We start from the raw sequence: 15,910 nt of genomic DNA, 5'->3' as shown, positions 1-15,910 counted from the left end.
CGCAACGTAACGAAAAAACCGACGGGCGATATAATCGATATCGTTCGTCGGTTCTTTATATTATTCGTTATTTTTATCGCGCTCGGTTTCGTCGCAAGAGTTTGTTTCGTCGGGCGTTTTTTCGCTCTTTACGGGCGAAATCGCAATGCCCAAAACGAGCAACACGCTCGCTATGCCCTCTACTATGTTTTCGGAGAGCGACGCCGCGTTTTCGTAGCCGAAACGCGAAAGTATGAGAGTGAGCGCACCCGCAAGCGCAACCCAAAAGCTGCCGGTGCGCAGTTTTGCCATAATCTTTTTCATCGGCAGAACTCGTCGTAAAGTTTGTAGTAAAAGTAGGTGTTGCCCACAGCCGCGCGTATACGGGGGTTGTTGAGTACCGTGTCGCGGGCGTCCGCGCCGTTCATTTCGCGCAGTTTTTGCGCTATGAAGGCGTATGCTTTAGACTCTCCGCTTTCCGAATTCGCGCCGAGGTTGTTTTCCTTTTCGCGCTGAGAGAGTGCCTCCGAATACAAATCGCTCTCTTTCATCTGCTTGTCTACAGCGGAATTATGCTCTTTTTCGGCAAGCGAGTTGTTGTATTTGAGAGCCTCGTTCACCTTTTTGTCGCGCTCGTCGTAAAGCTCGTTTATCCTGTCCGAAAGTTTGGCGGCGTAAGCGAGATTGAAATCGTTCAGAGCCTGTTCGCGCTTTACGCTAAGTTCGCTTATCTTTTGCGAAAGCTCGTTCGCCTGCCTGCCGTACTCCTCGTAAAGTTCCGCTTTTGCCGCCGCCTCTCCGCTTTCGAGGGCGGCTTTTTTGTTAGCCGCAATGCTCGACCGCGCAATGCCGCGCTTTAACATATCGTTGTCGGTGTTTTGCTTGGCTTCGGCGTAGGCGGCGGTGGTCTTGTTCGCCGCGGAGTCGGCTTGCTCTTTCGCCGCCGCAATATCGGCGTTATACTTTTTGTCAAGCTCCGCTATCTCCTTTTCTATGCCGCTTACTGCGTTTTGCCTGTAATCCGTAAGTTCGCTTTCGGCGCGGTCGCGTATGCTCTCGTTCGTGGGCGCGTCGTACTCCATTCTGTCGAACGAGGGCGCGTCGGGCAAAACCGGACGCTCGGGAAGTTTGTCCTTTTCCATGCCGTCCAAAAACTCGTTTATTTCGTCGGTTGCCGTCTTGCGCTTCTTTTTGTTTTCTTCGCCGCCGAACACGGAGTCTATCGCTTCGCGTATGTAGTTAACTGCTTTATTCGGTTTCATGTTTTCCGCTCCTTACCGCCACGTCTTTTTTAGTCATTCTGCGCTTGAGTCTGCGCACCGTAGCCCGTCTTGTGTTCATAAATTTTTTCCTCCCCCATAATCTCCAAAGTCGCAAACGGGAACTCGAAGTAGGCATCGGCGTAGCTCACCGCTCGCGCCCCGTATATTTTGCCGTTCGGTCGGGTCATGTATCGCCGCAGTATGCGCCCGTTTTCGCGTATGAGCACCGATATCACGCCGTCGGCTTCCGAGGCTTGGCACAGCTCGCCGCCGCCCACCGAATACAACGCCTTTTTATACATCCGCGCCCTCGCATTCCGCGCCCGCCGCGTTTTCCGCCTCGAGCGAACCGCGCAAGCCGCGCTTGTATTTGCCGCGCAACAGCCTTAAAGTTTCGCTCGCGTAGCCGCGCACCTCGTCGAGCACGCCAAGCCCGCGCATAAGCGAGTCGATTGTGTCGCGGTACTTTTGTTCGCGCACCCTCGAGTCGCGCAACAAATACGCAAGCAACACGCAAAACAACGCCGCCCACAAACCGCTCTCCAAAGCGGCTCTAAGTATATCTTCCCACACCGTTATTTCCCCCTATAATGAATTTAGCCTTTTTGCCCAAACCCTCGTAGTTGCGTTCGCGCACCCCTATCACCGCCTGCTTTCCCGCACTGCCGGCGGGCATGAGCACAGCCGTGCCCCCTCCGCTCAAGTAATAGGCGTACAGCTTGCCGCCGAGCAGTACCCACAGCCCGCGGCGGGTAAGGCACGCGCCCGTAGCTCCCGATATTCGATAGTTCCCCTCGATTTTGCGCATGCCGTTATAGTAATCGTAGGCGTATGCCGAGCCGTTGCCGAACGCCAAATTCCCGCACACTTTGAGCCCCTTTTCGATTTCGTCCACGCGGTCGTGCACCAAGTCGTACAACTTGGTAACGCCGCCCTCCTCGGTTATAACGAAATTTTCGCCCGCAACGCACTCGTCGCGCAGTTGGGTGGTGAGCGCAAGACCGGCGCAGGCGTAGTCAGCGCTTATGTCGGTATCTATGGTTTTAACATACAGCTTTTTGTCGCCGTAGGCAATGGCGTCGCCGCAACGCCCCGCGAAAAACAGCGCGGAGGTAACGCGCACCTGCTCGAGCTGGCGTTTGCCAGCCCTTGTCACCTCGAACCTGTAATAGGCGGTACTGCGCCTGTAACCGCAGTGGTAGCGGTCGCCCTCGCGCACTATCACGCGGTCGTAACTCGCGGGAAACGCGGTGGAAAAACTCGAATACGTTCCGTCTTCCGCCCGCTCGTGTATCACGAGCGAGGAATTGTTCCACATGGCGAGCGAGCCGCCGCGGCATATTTCCGTCTCTTCGTCCGTCCGCTCCACGCGCAGCACGCACTCTGCGTCGAGCACGTCAACCTCGTACACCTCCACATAGCCCGTGGTGATAAAGGCTATGTACTCGCCGTCGGGGTCGCTCTTGATTTCGCCGTCCGCGCCGAGGTTTCGCACTTTGCCCTCTATTGCGGCAAACGCCGCTTTCGCAACCGTTCCGCTGTTTATGCGCAAACTTTTCGTTCCGTCTACCGCAAGTTCGTATATGCTTTCTATCGGCTTTTCGTTCAAGAGGACCGCGCGGCGCGAGTCTATGTTTGCCGCAACGCTTCGGGCGGACACGGTATACGGGCGCACCGCCCGCAACGCGCTCTCGCCGCCGCCGTAAAGCACGAGTTCGCAGCCCTGCATGGGCGAACGCGACGATACGTTCATATTGCCGTCGAAAACAAAATCCGCGGGCAGTATTTCGCCCATAAGGTCGGATGAGCGCACGCACGGCACGGCGGGATAATCGCACTCTCCCCAGCCCATTTCGAACTCCGTTTCGTCGCCGCAACCGAGCAGTCTTTTTATGAGCGGATTGTTGCCAGCCGACAAACACACTCCCTCGCCCGCCACAGCCGAAAGCATAATCGTAGCCGTGATTTCCGCGCTCTCGCCGCCGCCGTCTACGTCGATTTCCGCAGAACTCATCACGCCCGCCGCCCCGTCTTCGCAACAAAGCTCCGCGCTTACATACCGCTTTTGTTCGCAAATCACCTCGGCGCGGTAAGAGGCTCTCAGCACGCCGCCGCGCGAACAGTCGCAATTCAAAAACTCCAACGCCGCGGGCGCGGACACCCTCGTGCCGTCTTGGGCGGTGAGCGAGAGAAAGTTTGCCCAGCGCGAAAAGTTTGCCGCTTTAAGCCAAAAATCTTCGGCGAGCGAGTTGAAAGCGGTATGCGTTCTTCCGCCCACGCGCACCGTGTAATAATTGTGCAATTCCATTTCTTCAATCTCCGAATGCAAGCCGTATTTGTGCGCTCACGTGCTCCCTAAAACCGAGCAACGGCACGGGCAGTTTGGCAAACACATGCCCGTCGCGCTCCAAAAACAGCGCGGGCGAGCGCGACTGCTTGCCGAAATACACGTTGTCGGCGCGGGTTTCGAAATCGGCTCGCACCCAGTCGCTCCGCCCCGAAAAATCCTCTTCGCACTCCATAAACCGTATTTCGCCGCCGAACAGTCCCGCTACGGTAAGCCCGAAAGGCGAAAGCCCCAAAGCAACCTTTTCGGGCGCGTCGCCCAAATACTCGCGAGCCGTTTCGTTAAGCTCGGCGTTGTAGCGCACTCCCCAAAGATTGCCCACGTCGTCCGCGCAAATCACGTACACGTTCGAGTCCGCCGCCGATATATCGAAAACGCCGCCGTGAGTCGCGCTCGCCGTTTTGCCGCTCTCGTCGCACACGTACACGTAGCCGTTTTGCGCGTAGGCGGTATATATCTTTCCGTTTGTGCAGTCGCAACGCGCGCGCGTTTCGCCGCCCGTTATTTTTACCGCGTTGCCCTCTATTAAAAGCGCGAACTCCTCGAGCACAAGCCCCTCGGAGTCGGAGCGTATTTCCAGCCGCTCGCCCTCCGCGGGATACACCGCGGAAAGCAAAGAGTATCTGCCCGTTTCGCCCTCGGCGAGAGTTACGCGGGCGTACGCCGCTATCTTTCCGCCGCAGTACAAGCTCACTTTTATGCCGTTTGCGCCCGCGGGTGCGCGAAGCGTAACCGAAACGGTAAGCCCCGCGCTTCCCTCGCCCGAAATCGCGCAGGGCGAATATCCGCCCGCAATCTCCGCCCGAGGATAGAACGACGCGCCCAGCGAATTGCGCCGCTCGCTTTGCGCACTCCGTCGGCGAAACGCGCTCTCGATCTCCTCGGTTTTTATGTATGCAAGTCGTCCGTAATCCATAGTCACCCCTAATTCACAACGGTATAGCGCAGTGCGGGACGAGCCGCCGACAGCTCGCCCTCCGCCGTAATCTCTATGCCCGCCATAGTTCCGAGCAGGTTAATGCGCTTGCGCCGCACTCCCGCGCCGCCCTTTATCCGCACCGACTTTTGCCCGCGCTCGGTGCGCACGCTCAGCACGCAGTCGTATTTGCTGTTTATGTATGCGTCGGTAATGAGTTTGCGACTCTCGGGCGAACCGAGGTCGGTCATGCCGCCCCTCCACAGCCGCTTTTGCTTAACGCCGAAAACGTCCGCGCCGAGCACGATTTTCCCCAAAGTTTCGCCGCCCTTAACGCAGGCGAGCAGTTGCTCTCCGTCCTCTCCCGCAATGGGCGAAAAAGAGAGAATTTCCATGCCCTTGCTTACCGAAACAATCTTTGTGCGGGCGTCTATCACCGCCAAATACTCGCCCGAGGCGATAAAGTACTTGCCGCAGTGATAGCACGCAACCGGCTCCGAAAACCGTTCGAACAGCCCCGAGAGCCCCTCGCACACCCGCACCGCAGAAACTCCGTCGAACGAATACAGCCCGCCCGCCGCAAGGAACATTATGCGGTCGCCGCACACGAGCGCGGTATCGCCGTAAATCTTGCCGCCCGACACGAAAAGATTGGTAACGGAGAACTCGCTTTGGTCGCCGTATGCGGTAAGCCTCGCTATGCCGTAATCGCGAAAAAGATAAACGTAGCCGCCGAACGCAACCGCTTTGTTGAGCTTGCCGCCGTCGCCCTCGAGTTCTATAAATCCGCCCTCGTCAAGCTCGGGGTTCCAGTTGGTGGGGTTTAGGTCGTCGCTGAACCAAACCGCGTTGCGCCTGCCGCCCACCGTTACGAACATGCGCTCGTTGTGCATCGCAACGCTCGTTATCTTGGGCGCGGACGAAACCGTAACCGCACGGAAATCGGGGTGAACCACAGCCATGCCTTCGTCGCCGCACAAAAGATATACGTCTTCGCCGTACAGCCTGTAGTTAGTGCCCACGGGCGGCGAAGCAAACTCCGCGCCTTGAATTTCGCTCCACTCGCCGCCCCGCAAAACGCCCGTTTTGCCGCTCAATGAGTCGTACGCAATCAAGTGCCCCGAGTATGTTTCGCTCTGCTCGTCGTAAGTTCTGTAATAGTAAACCATGCCGTAGCGAGCCGAGATATCGGTGCTTTCCGCTCCGTAACCCGCCTCGAGCGCACCCGATTCCACGCTTACGTTATACGCCTCTTCGCTCATATCGAATGGCAAAACTCGGCTGTCGTACGAGTAGTTTTGCCCGCGCGAAAGATTGGGCGCGAACGCTCTTTTATACCGCCGCGAGGGCGGTCTTATGCTTCTTTTCATGCTCATCTCCACGTGCGCGGCTTAACTCTTTTTTCGCGTTTTCCCCGCGCCTGTTCGGTTATCGCCGCCGCAAATCTTCCGTCCCAAACCGAGGCTTCGTCAAGCATGCCGCTTATTTGGCAGTACTCCCGCGCTATCCCGTAGGCAACCGCCCTCGCGCTCGGCTTGCCGCACGCATACGGCGAAACGTCGCCCAAAGCCGCCTTTGCGGGCGCGAAAGTATAAGTTACCACGCACTCGCCGCTGTACGGCACGGTTATGCAGTCGAAATATCGGCACACGGGCAAACTTTTTCCGCCCGCCGTTACGCTCACTATATCGGTTATTTTTTGCGGCAACCGCGAGTAATCTATTCGCCCGTTTTCCGCATTCACGCGCGTTTGCGCCCGCAACGGAAAGTCGGTGTCGGCAAGCTCGAAAAGCACCAAATTACAGCACCTTACAAGCAAGTCGAGTTCCGCCGCGTTCTCCGCGCCGAGCGTTTGCTCGGGAGCGTTCGCGTTAAAATCGGGAGAGTCCATTGCCTCCGCCAATTCGTTGAGTTGCAAAAACACCGCGGCGCATTGCACCGCTTCCGCTATTTTCATTTTCCCTCCATGCCGGAAAGCGCCTTATCTATCGCGGTACGTATTCGGGCGCGTTCCGCCCTCGCGTTTTCCCGCTCCATTTCCTCGAACAGTTTCCGCGCGTTTTCCGCCCTCGTCTTTAGCACAAGCGTTACGGTGCGGGCGTCTAAGCCGCGGTACGGCACTTTCAGCGCGAAAGTGTTTCCGCGCTGAAAGCGATTGTGCACCTCGTATTCGCCCGTGCGTTTATCGAGCACGACGAAATATCCCTCGTCTATGCTTTTGAGCCTGTCCGCTATGCCGAAAAGGTCGCCGCGCACAATTTCCGCGCCCGCTCTCACGACCGAGTTATGCCCGAGAGTTTCGCCTGTCCGTTGGGGCGGTCGCACACGAGGTCGCAGTATTTCACGAGCGTTGCGGTATACGTGGGCTTGCCCTGCGTTTGGCGCAATATCTTTCCGTTTTCGGTTTCGAGATACTGCCAGTCGCAAAGCTGGTGCAACTTAAACGCCTTGGTGTTGAGAAGATACATGCTCCCCTCCTCTATGAAACGGTCGTACACGAGAGGTATGCCGTTATAGGAAAGAGTTTTGAAACCGCCCGCAAGCTCCATTACGTCAACGTTGCGTTTGTACTGCGCCATGTATTCCTGATACGCGTATTTTACCGAAGCCGAAACCGCGATGAAATCCACCGTACTGCCCGCCGTCATTTCCAAACGGTCTATCGCCTCCTGCATTATTATCTCGTCGAGCGCACCCACGCCGCTTTTCATGTACGGAGTCATGCAAGGGTGAGCGGAACGCGACACGCCGTATAAAGAGCCGTCGGTTTTGAATATCGCGCCCAGCCCCGTTATCTCCTTGTCCTTACTGCCCTGCACGTACATAGTGCTTTCGTCGGCGAGCGACGACGGCGCGGAAGCGAGTTTTATTCTCTTGTTGTCGCGGTCAACGTAGGTTATTGCCGAAGTTCCGAGCTTTGCGCCCGCCTTGGAATAGATATCCACCACAAGCCCCTCTATGAGGTTTTGAGGCGCGGACACCGAGCAGAAACCGTCGGCGTCCGCCGCGCCCACGCTTCCCAAAAGTCCGCTTCCGTCGCCGTAAAGCATGCGCCCGAGGTTGAATTTGGAGGCGTCCAAAAGCCCCTGAAGCTCGTTGTTGAGCAGGTCGGTAAACGCGCCCCTGCCGTCCGCGCTCGCGCGTATCGCCTTGTCCGATATCTCTATCTGACCGTAAAGGTTTTTGAGCGTGGTTACGAACTGAAGGTAGTTAACGCTCTTCGCACTCGGCAAAGAACCGTCTTCGTCGCCCGCGCCCACGCCGCCGTTAATACCGTAGCTTGCGGCTTTTCGTATCTCTTTGCCCCAAACGTCGCTCGAGGTTTGCTCTATCTTGGAAAGCAACGGGTTTGTTTTGGTGTTGAGCAGTTCGGTCACCGCACCGAGGTAGACCGATTTGAGCGCGTTTTCCGCATTGGTCAATGTTAACATGTTTCTTTTTTCTCCTTAAATAAGTTTTTATATATATAAACGTCGAAACAGTCGTAATACTCGGCTTTTTCGACGGTTTTCGTTACTCAGTTTCCGTCCACTATGCGCTTAGCGTCCTCGAGAGTTTTGGGCCTCGGCAAAACGCGCAGAGCGCAATAGCCGCGCACGACGGGCACGTGCGGAGCGCAGGCAAGCTCGTCTATGTATCTCTCCACAACGGCGTTGCAAAGTTGTTCGTCCGAAAGCACTATTTTTTCGAGATTACCGCCCTCTTTCAGTTTATAAAACAACTGCTCGTCCGAAAGATTTTCAAATTCCGCTTCGCTCATTTTGTTCTCCTTCCTTTTCGCCGCCGTCTTTGTCGCCGCCGTCGTCTTTGTTGTCGCGCACGTCCCAACCGCCGTATCCCACCGCCTCGAGCACGCGATTGCGGGTGGAGTCCGAAAGTTTGCCGTTTTCGTCGCTTAAGAGCCCCATGTTCAGTAGGTCGAACAGCATGCTCTGCCGCTGTGCGGGCGTGCTCGTAAGCTCGTTTTCGGTTTCGAACACAACGTCGTCGCAACTTATATCCGACGCGTTAAAGTGTATTAGTTCCACTTCGCCGTCGTCGCCCACAAACCTCGCCAGACGCGGTCGGCGGGCGAATTGCTTATAGAGCCTAAGCACCGTTTTCGCGAGCGAGCGAACCGCGCCGCGCACGTTTTCGGCGGTTATGGAAAGCCGCGTGTCGTCTTGCTCTATGAGTAGTTGCAGAGCAACGCCGCTCGTCATGCCGCTCGGCACCGAGCTCGAACGCATTATTTCGCTTACGCCCGTTACCGCCACAAACTCGCTTAATAGTCTGTCCTCTTCGTACCGAAAGTCGGCGGGCACTCTGCCGGGGTCGAGCAAAGAGGGCGGATTGCTCCCTTGGCGGTATACGAGAATTTTGCCGGGGCTCAGACCTTCGGTTTCGAGGTTGTCGGTGTCTACGCTTCCGTCCTCTACTGCGAGCACGCCCATGGCTATGCGGTTCATGAATTCGTGCTTACGGTTGCGCACGGCGTTGAACGCACGCTGAATGGGTATGCAACGCTCCACCATGCTCGTGCCGTAAAAACAGCCCGCTCGGGCAATGCAGTCTTGCTTGATAAAAGGAAGCGACGGCGAAAAGTCGGCGCCGCAGTTGTAGGGCAGAGAGCCGAGCGCGAGCAATTTGCCGCCCGCTACGGCTGCGTATTCGCCCTCTTCGCAGTCCGCGCTCGGGCGGGTGTAACGCTCTATAAGCATGCAGTGGCTTTCGTCCGCTCGCCGCGAAAACATGGGCGAAAAGCACGCGCCCTCAAGTCCGCCCGTAATGCACTTTCCCGAGTCGCCGAGCAGGTCGGTTGGCTCGGGCGGCACAACAACGCCGTACGTTTTTCGAATTTCGTCCACCGATACGGCGCGGGCGTGAATTATGCTCTCGCAGTCCTCCACCGCGGAATGGGCAATGCTGTCGGGGTATATCTCGAACGGCGGGCATACGTGTATTTCAACGTCGCCCTCGTACACGTTTTTGCCGTCGCGCTTGCCGAGCTTTCTGCCCGCGCGGGCGTTCCATACCGCTTTATAAAACGCAGTGCCGCATATCTCGCTCCACATAGTGGCGTCGGCTATGAGCTTGTCCGTTTCGAGCTTTGCGCACGCCGAAGCGAGAATTTTGGCGGAGGCTTTCGCGCTCAACCTGTCGCGTTCGTCGCCGCTCGCGGGGCGCACGCTCATTTTGGGGCGCACGCGCTGAAGTTTGGCGAGCCTCGTTTCCACAACGGGCGCAATGTGGTTGAAACATTCCCTTTCCTGCCAGTAGTAGTCGCGGTCGCGCTCCGTTAAGCTCCCGTCCGCGCCCGCATATACGTACTGATTGCCGAGCACGAAATTGCGGTTAATCTGCCATTGCGCCTCGAACGCGCGGCGTTCCGAAGCTCTCCGCTCGAAATCGGCTCGCACTTCCGCCGCCTTTTCTTCTTCGTATACCGTTTTATCTCTCACTGCGCTTTACCTTCTTTGCGGCGGTTTCTATGGATTTGGGTATTAAAGTCGAGCCTATCAAACCGTAGAGTTCTTTCAGGCAGTCGGCGCATATGTGTATGCGGCTCTTTATCCCCACGCGGCTGAGCTTAACCGTTTTTACCGCCATGTTTTTGCACGCGCCCATTTCGCACCTTATTTTGCATTCGGTGTCTACAAGTTCCATTTTTCTTTCCTCCTTGTTTTTTTGTTTTCGAAGCAATCCCGCGCGTTTTAGTCCGCGCATCCGCGATTGCGCAGAAACGCTTCCTCCAGTTCCGCCCGTTCGCGCTCAAGTTCTTCCAAACTTATCTCCTCCGTTTCCGGTTCCCCCATGAGCCACTTTACCGCCGCGAAGTCGGGCGGAACGTCTTTTTGCACAACCTTTCTGCGCACGAGCGTTTCTTCGCCGTCGCGAACGGCGTACTCTTCCGTAACCTCGGTTGCCGTGTATCCCATCGCCTTCTTTACGGCGGCGACTTTGAGCCTGCGCTTTTCATCTTCGTCCAACATGTTTGATGAGTCGCTCCTTGAATTGCCCCAGTTCGCCCTTTGTTTCGGGTGCGCGAACGGCTCGCGGCTTTGTCATGAGGTAATATCTCAATTCGTCGAGCGCGTGGTCGTCGCGCTTTACGGGCGAGTCGTCGGAGCCGTACCTGTACGCTTTCAATTCGCGGATAAGATTGCGGCACACGTCGAATATGTAAATTTTGGGCTTGCCGTTTTCGCCCGCAAGATAACTTCTCACCCGATTTATGCCCGCGAACAAATTCTTCTCGACTTTTGGATTTACCGCTATGCCGTTTTCGCAAAACAGCTCGGTCACGCTCTTTTCGCACGCGAGAGTGCGTTGGTTCGCCGCGCTGTCTATAAGCGCGTACACCGCGCCCGTGCGGGTGCGCTTCCACCCGAGCGAGTCGCTTATTTCGCGTATGCGCTCGCAGTGATATTTCACGTCGCGCCCGCGCTCGTAGTGCTCGGCAACCGCATATACGTTGCCCTCGCCGTCCACCGCGTACCAGTGGCAGGAAAGCGGATTGCTAAGCCCCGGGTCTATGGAAAGACAGTCCTGCCACTCGGCGGGAATATCGAAGGGCGGTATTACGTGCACGCGCTCGTCGAATTCGGGATACACCGCCTCGCCGCTCTCGGCAAAGCCGCCGTATCTTCGAGTGCGCAACTGTTCTTCGCCGAGTGCGCCGCTAAGCCTTTCTATCTCCTCGCGGTCGAGATAGGGATTATCCGCCCACTCCATAAAAACGCACCACACCTCGGGGTCGTTTGTCGAATTAAGGTATATTTTGTCGTATATAAAGGTCATGCCCTTAAGCGGAGTCATTGTGCCGAATATATCGCCTTTGCGGTCGAACACCCGCATGCGGCACTCCTCGTATACGTCTTCGGGCGGCTCTTCGTCAAACCACACGAAATCCAAACTGCTCCCCTGAAACTTTTCCCGTCCCGCCTCGCAACTCTTGAAATAAACGTAACTCGCAGTGCCGAACACGTTCTTTACGGCAATGTAGTCTATCACGCCGCCCTCTAAATTGCCTTTGCCGCCCTTAATCATTCCCACGCTCTCAATCCACTCGGGATTTAAGTACGAAAGCAGTTTTTTCTGCGCAACCTCCCTGCCCGCCCCGTAGCTTACCGACACCGCCCACCCCGTAACCGCCCCGCTCACTTTGCGGTACGGATGATTGCCCCTAAGTAGCCACGCCGTTTCCGCCGCGCCGCATTCGGTCTTGCCCGTGCGGTTGCCGCCGAACACCCAGCGGTTGCGCTTAAGGCACTTATGAAACTCCACTTGCTTAACGTGCACCGTTTCGCCCGAGTTGTAAAACGCCAACTTGTTGTTGCGCACGTAGCGTTCGGTATTTCTGCGGTTGAGCGCAAGACGGCGCAGAATTTCGGTATACTCGCTTATTTGCCCGTTTTCATCATTTTCTTTCAAAATACAACCCCCGCAAAAATAGTATAATGCGCGTATGAAAAAAGCCGCCTCGATTATTGCAGCTTTACTGTTGCCCCTTTTGTTTGCTTCCGCTCCGCTCGCATACGCAGACTCGAGCGTTGTTTACCTCTATATCCGCACCGACGCCGTTTTATCGTCGGTGAGCGGCGAAGAAATCTGCGTTTTGCCCGCAACCTATTTCGCCGTTGCCGAGGGTGACGCCCAAAACGGCAAATATCCCGTGTCTTACCTCGACCTGCGCGGCTACGTTTCCGCCCAAAACGTGGAAATCACCGACTACGAGCCGGTAACCAAATTCGCCGTGCGCTCGGCTACGCCAAACAACGACGGCATGGCGGTAAATCTTCGCGACGCGCCAAACTCGCAAACGGGCAAGGTGCTGTGCGCCGTGCCCGCGGGCGCAAAGCTCGCCCTCTACGGGCCGCGCAACGGCGGCGAACTGTTCGCGGGCGCGGGCAACCTTTGGCAATACGTTCGCTACGACTCGCCGAGCGGCGCGGTGTACGGCTACGTATACGCGCCCCAACTATCCTACAAAGAGGTTACGCCCAACGTAATAGAAAAGGTCGAGAAACCCTCGACCGAAGCGGAGCAAACTCCCGGCTCGTCGCAGATATCGAGCGTGGGCAACATATTGCTCATCGCCGCCCTGTGCGTTCCCGCGGGAGTTATAATGCTTGTGCTGTTCTATCGCCCGGAAAGCAAGCGAACGCCGCGCCACGGCATGCGTCGGGAATAATTATATCGGCTTGCCGCCTTAGCCTACGCAGTTTTTTGCACTCGGCGGCATATAGCGGAAGCTCTCCGTATTCTTTCAGGCTTTCGCAACGCACGCCCAAATTCTCCAGAGTTTCCTTTGCCCGCTTAAACGCCGCTCGCACCCTTTGCGCCGAGTAAGTCAAGCCGTATCGCCCGTTAGCGGCGTATGTAATAAGGTTGGCGTCGTCGCCGAGAGCGCAATGCAGTCGGTGCTCCATTACGGCGAGATTTGCGGCGAGCCGCTTGTATTCGCCGAGTTTTCGCACCTTTTCGAGCAGCGGCAGCGTGGGGCTTACCGTGTCGAGCGCGGCGCGTTCCATCCTTTTATCGAGTATTCTTTCGAGTTGAGCGAGCTTGCACGCGACAGTAAGTATCGCGGCTATTTCGATTTCCATATGCGGTATCCGTCCTTTCCCGCAAATGCGGGCAAAATCTTATTTTCGACATTATGATACCACATTATTGTTGACAGCCCTTGTCAACAATTCGATTTTAAGCGAAGAATTTTATAAATTTTCGGATATCTTTTTGAGGAACTCTTGGGAGTTAAGCACAACGGGCGCAACGCCCTCTTTTTGATACAGAGCCTTCAAGTCGCCGGTAATAAATCCTTCGTTTATCGTGTGTTTCACCGCCCGCTCCAGCCTGTCGGCAAAAGCGCACAGTTCTTTCACGCCGTCTTTTTCTCCGCGCTTATTGAGCGCGCCGCTCCAAGCGAATATAGTTGCCACGGGGTTCGTGGAGGTCTTTTCGCCCGCGCGATAACGGTAATAGTGGCGCGTTACGGTGCCGTGCGCCGCTTCGTATTCGTACGCGCCCGAGGGCGATACGAGAACGCTCGTCATCATGGCAAGCGAGCCGAAGGCAGTGGCAACCATATCGCTCATAACGTCGCCGTCGTAGTTTTTAAGTGCCCATATCATGCCGCCGTTACTGCGGATAATACGCGCAACGCTGTCGTCTATAAGCGAATATTCGTACTTTATTCCCGCGCCTTGAAATTTCTTTTCGTATTCGTTTTGATAAAGCTCGGCGAATATTTCCTTAAATCTGCGGTCGTAAGTTTTGGAAATGGTGTCTTTTGTGGCAAACCACAAGTCGCGCTTAAGGTCGAGCGCGTAATTAAAGCAAGACCGTGCAAAGTTTTCTATGCTGGAGTCGGTGTTGTGTATGCCCTGCACCACTCCCGCGCCCGCAAAATCGGCTATTTTGGAACGCGTTATTTTGCCGTCGGCATACTTAACCTCGAGCAACGCCTCCGCTTTGCCGTCCACTCTTATCTCGCTGTTGCGGTATACGTCGCCGTAAGCGTGGCGGGCAATCACTATGGGTTTGGTCCAAGCGGGTATGTACGGGCGTATTGACTCGCAAAGTATGGGCTCGCGGAACACAGTTCCGTCGAGGTGCGCACGGATTGTGCCGTTGGGACTGAGCCACATTTTTTTGAGTCCGTATTCTTCCACGCGTTGAGCGTTGGGCGTTATGGTGGCGCACTTTACGCCCACGCCGTGTTTTTTTATTGCTTCCGCCGCGGCAACCGTAACCTCGTCGTCCGTTTCGTCGCGGTGCTCGAGTCCCAAATCGTAATATTCCGTGTTAAGTTCCACATACGGCTCGAGCAGTATTTCCTTTATTTCGTCCCAAAGTATTCTCGTCATCTCGTCGCCCTGCATTTCAACTATGGGCGTACTGTATTTGATACGTGCCAAAACGCGCACCTCCGCAATAATTTTGCACTATTATACTATGCGCGGCGTTTTAAGTCAAGGGATTTGGAAACGTACATTTCTTATGCTCGAGCTTTTATGAAATTTGCTTTTCGCATGTCGGGGATTGCCACGGGCACAAGTGCCCTCGCAATGACAAGTTTGGCGCAAGCACCCTCGCAATGACGGGAAACGGGCAACAATGTCATTGCGAGCGAGTGAAACGAGCGCGGCAATCTCAGCCGAAAGAAAGCTAATTTCACTTCTTTCCGCTTTCGCCGCGGAAAGGCTTGTAAGCGTATTTCAACCTCTTGCGAGCGGCGTGAACCTTTTCGGCTCGAGCAATCAGCTTTTCTATTACGTAACTCCCTCCGCCCTCGTAAAAGTACGACGAGAGAGAACCGGGTATGGTGTTTATTTCGTTTACGTACAGTTCGCCGTCGGCGTACAAAAAGTCTATGCGAGCCACTCCGTCCGCCCCTATCGTTTCATACGCCCTTACCGCAAGAGCGCGTATCTTCTCGCGTAGTTCGCCGTCGATTTTTGCGGGAAACTCCCGCCCCACGCCCTCGCTCTTACTAAGGTATTTGTCTTCGTAAGTGAGAAAATCTTTCCAACCTATCGGCTTTTCCACCTCGCTCGGCTCGCCGCACAGCACCGCGCAGTTGAACTCCTCGAACCCCTCGAGCGCGTTTTCTATCACCGCGCAGGTATCCCACTCGAGAGCCACTCGCACCGCCCCGAAAAGCTCGCTGTAATCACGCGCAATTCCTATGCCTATGCTGCTGCCCGCGTTGCTCGGCTTAACTATGAGCGGAAACCGCAAACTGCTCTTAATCTTCTCGAGCGCGGCAAAAGAGTCGGTTACGTACTCTTCGGCGGAAAGAGTCACATACGGCACAACGGGCAGTCCCGCTTGCGCGAATAACCTTTTCATAACCGCCTTATCCATGCCCGCCGCGCTCGCGCAAACGCCGCTCCCCGTATAAGGTATGCCGGTCAAATTCAATAACCCTTGCAAGCTCCCGTCCTCTCCGCCCACGCCGTGAGTGCACAAAAGGCAACAATCCAGCTTATGCAGCTTTTTGCCGTTTTTGGCGTAAAGGTAGGGCGACGACGGGCGCAAATGCACCTCTTTGCCGGGATACGCCCCTTTATGTTGCGCATACAACCCGATATCGCAATATTCCTTGCCCGTGTGCCACACGCCCTTTTCGTCTATGTAAACGGGCACGGCTTTGTGTCCGCTCGGAAAATCGCCGAGCGACTGAACGCCCGTCACTACACTCACGTTGTGTTCGCAGCTCCTGCCGCCGAATATAACCGCCACCGTCATAAAAAAACTCCTTTGCATATTACTTTCTTTGTAATATATGCGCAAAGGAGCAACTGTGTTATTTTGACATACCGTCATTGCGAGCGAACGCAGTGAGCGCGGCAATCTCATACGAGAGAAAGCGGCAGATACTTGTACTTGTTCCATGCAAGGGATTGCCGCGGGGGGGGG

19 protein-coding genes are annotated in these 15,910 nt (G+C 55.8%); 1 reads left to right on the top strand and 18 read right to left on the bottom strand.

Translation table 11 applies throughout. The features are described from left to right. Window positions 1–60: 60 nt before the first annotated feature. From NFR55_RS09065 to NFR55_RS08995, 15 genes are all read right to left on the bottom strand, one after another. Window positions 61–303: a hypothetical protein gene (locus NFR55_RS09065; RefSeq protein ID WP_251548432.1), complete on the bottom strand. Its 243-nt coding sequence runs from the start codon at window positions 301–303 to the stop codon at window positions 61–63. Beyond that, on the bottom strand, window positions 300–1,241 hold the full coding sequence (locus NFR55_RS09060; protein ID WP_251548431.1) for a DUF7934 family protein: 942 nt from the start codon (window positions 1,239–1,241) through the stop codon (window positions 300–302). Before NFR55_RS09060 ends, NFR55_RS09065 begins: the two co-directional genes overlap by 4 nt. 29 nt (window positions 1,242–1,270) lie before the next feature. Further along, on the bottom strand, window positions 1,271–1,543 hold the full coding sequence (locus NFR55_RS09055) for a hypothetical protein (RefSeq protein WP_251548430.1): 273 nt from the start codon (window positions 1,541–1,543) through the stop codon (window positions 1,271–1,273). After that, window positions 1,536–1,814: a BhlA/UviB family holin-like peptide gene (locus NFR55_RS09050; protein ID WP_251548429.1), complete on the bottom strand. Its 279-nt coding sequence runs from the start codon at window positions 1,812–1,814 to the stop codon at window positions 1,536–1,538. Before NFR55_RS09050 ends, NFR55_RS09055 begins: the two co-directional genes overlap by 8 nt. Continuing rightward, window positions 1,795–3,549: a hypothetical protein gene (locus tag NFR55_RS09045; protein WP_251548428.1), complete on the bottom strand. Its 1,755-nt coding sequence runs from the start codon at window positions 3,547–3,549 to the stop codon at window positions 1,795–1,797. The genes NFR55_RS09050 and NFR55_RS09045 overlap by 20 nt, the downstream gene beginning before the upstream one ends. 4 nt (window positions 3,550–3,553) lie before the next feature. Then, the gene (locus tag NFR55_RS09040; protein ID WP_251548427.1) at window positions 3,554–4,504 is read right to left on the bottom strand and encodes a hypothetical protein; all 951 of its coding nucleotides are present in this window, start codon (window positions 4,502–4,504) and stop codon (window positions 3,554–3,556) included. 8 nt (window positions 4,505–4,512) lie between these two features. Further along, entirely contained in the window at window positions 4,513–5,874 is a 1,362-nt protein-coding gene (locus NFR55_RS09035) for a hypothetical protein (RefSeq protein WP_251548426.1), read from the bottom strand. A 2-nt stretch (window positions 5,875–5,876) separates the two neighbouring features. Further along, window positions 5,877–6,461 carry a hypothetical protein gene (locus tag NFR55_RS09030; protein ID WP_251548425.1) on the bottom strand — a complete coding sequence of 195 codons (585 nt, stop codon included), beginning with the start codon at window positions 6,459–6,461 and terminating at the stop codon, window positions 5,877–5,879. Next, window positions 6,458–6,781 (bottom strand): hypothetical protein, encoded by a 324-nt coding sequence (locus NFR55_RS09025; RefSeq protein ID WP_251548424.1) that lies wholly within the window; start codon window positions 6,779–6,781, stop codon window positions 6,458–6,460. Before NFR55_RS09025 ends, NFR55_RS09030 begins: the two co-directional genes overlap by 4 nt. Next, window positions 6,778–7,935: a phage major capsid protein gene (locus NFR55_RS09020; RefSeq protein ID WP_251548423.1), complete on the bottom strand. Its 1,158-nt coding sequence runs from the start codon at window positions 7,933–7,935 to the stop codon at window positions 6,778–6,780. The genes NFR55_RS09025 and NFR55_RS09020 overlap by 4 nt, the downstream gene beginning before the upstream one ends. 86 nt (window positions 7,936–8,021) lie before the next feature. Next, window positions 8,022–8,264 carry a hypothetical protein gene (locus tag NFR55_RS09015; RefSeq protein WP_251548422.1) on the bottom strand — a complete coding sequence of 81 codons (243 nt, stop codon included), beginning with the start codon at window positions 8,262–8,264 and terminating at the stop codon, window positions 8,022–8,024. Then, on the bottom strand, window positions 8,245–9,945 hold the full coding sequence (locus tag NFR55_RS09010) for a portal protein (RefSeq protein WP_251548421.1): 1,701 nt from the start codon (window positions 9,943–9,945) through the stop codon (window positions 8,245–8,247). The genes NFR55_RS09015 and NFR55_RS09010 overlap by 20 nt, the downstream gene beginning before the upstream one ends. Further along, on the bottom strand, window positions 9,935–10,150 hold the full coding sequence (locus NFR55_RS09005) for a hypothetical protein (protein WP_251548420.1): 216 nt from the start codon (window positions 10,148–10,150) through the stop codon (window positions 9,935–9,937). Before NFR55_RS09005 ends, NFR55_RS09010 begins: the two co-directional genes overlap by 11 nt. A 47-nt stretch (window positions 10,151–10,197) precedes the next feature. Next, entirely contained in the window at window positions 10,198–10,476 is a 279-nt protein-coding gene (locus NFR55_RS09000; RefSeq protein ID WP_251548419.1) for a hypothetical protein, read from the bottom strand. Further along, window positions 10,460–11,917: a terminase large subunit domain-containing protein gene (locus tag NFR55_RS08995; protein WP_251548418.1), complete on the bottom strand. Its 1,458-nt coding sequence runs from the start codon at window positions 11,915–11,917 to the stop codon at window positions 10,460–10,462. The genes NFR55_RS09000 and NFR55_RS08995 overlap by 17 nt, the downstream gene beginning before the upstream one ends. Before the next feature lie 34 nt (window positions 11,918–11,951). Between NFR55_RS08995 and NFR55_RS08990 the strand changes: the two genes are divergently transcribed. Further along, a complete protein-coding gene (locus NFR55_RS08990; protein ID WP_251548417.1) occupies window positions 11,952–12,677 on the top strand; it encodes a hypothetical protein in 726 nt (241 codons plus the stop codon). On the opposite strand, the gene NFR55_RS08985 is transcribed toward NFR55_RS08990, so the two are convergent. From NFR55_RS08985 to NFR55_RS08975, 3 genes are all read right to left on the bottom strand, one after another. Further along, window positions 12,607–13,092 (bottom strand): hypothetical protein, encoded by a 486-nt coding sequence (locus NFR55_RS08985; RefSeq protein ID WP_251548416.1) that lies wholly within the window; start codon window positions 13,090–13,092, stop codon window positions 12,607–12,609. The two genes, NFR55_RS08990 and NFR55_RS08985, sit on opposite strands and share 71 nt — an antisense overlap. A 111-nt stretch (window positions 13,093–13,203) precedes the next feature. After that, window positions 13,204–14,406, bottom strand: a complete 1,203-nt coding sequence (locus tag NFR55_RS08980; protein ID WP_251548415.1) for an NADP-dependent isocitrate dehydrogenase — start codon at window positions 14,404–14,406, stop codon at window positions 13,204–13,206. 256 nt (window positions 14,407–14,662) lie between these two features. Continuing rightward, window positions 14,663–15,739 carry a D-alanine--D-alanine ligase gene (locus NFR55_RS08975; protein WP_251548414.1) on the bottom strand — a complete coding sequence of 359 codons (1,077 nt, stop codon included), beginning with the start codon at window positions 15,737–15,739 and terminating at the stop codon, window positions 14,663–14,665. Between the last annotated feature and the right edge of the window lie 171 nt (window positions 15,740–15,910).

Source organism: Pumilibacter intestinalis (assembly GCF_943193005.1).
Lineage (GTDB): Bacteria > Bacillota > Clostridia > Christensenellales > Pumilibacteraceae > Pumilibacter > Pumilibacter intestinalis.
Note: the sequence above shows the minus strand (reverse complement) of the source record. Positions and strands in the feature narration are given on the sequence as shown.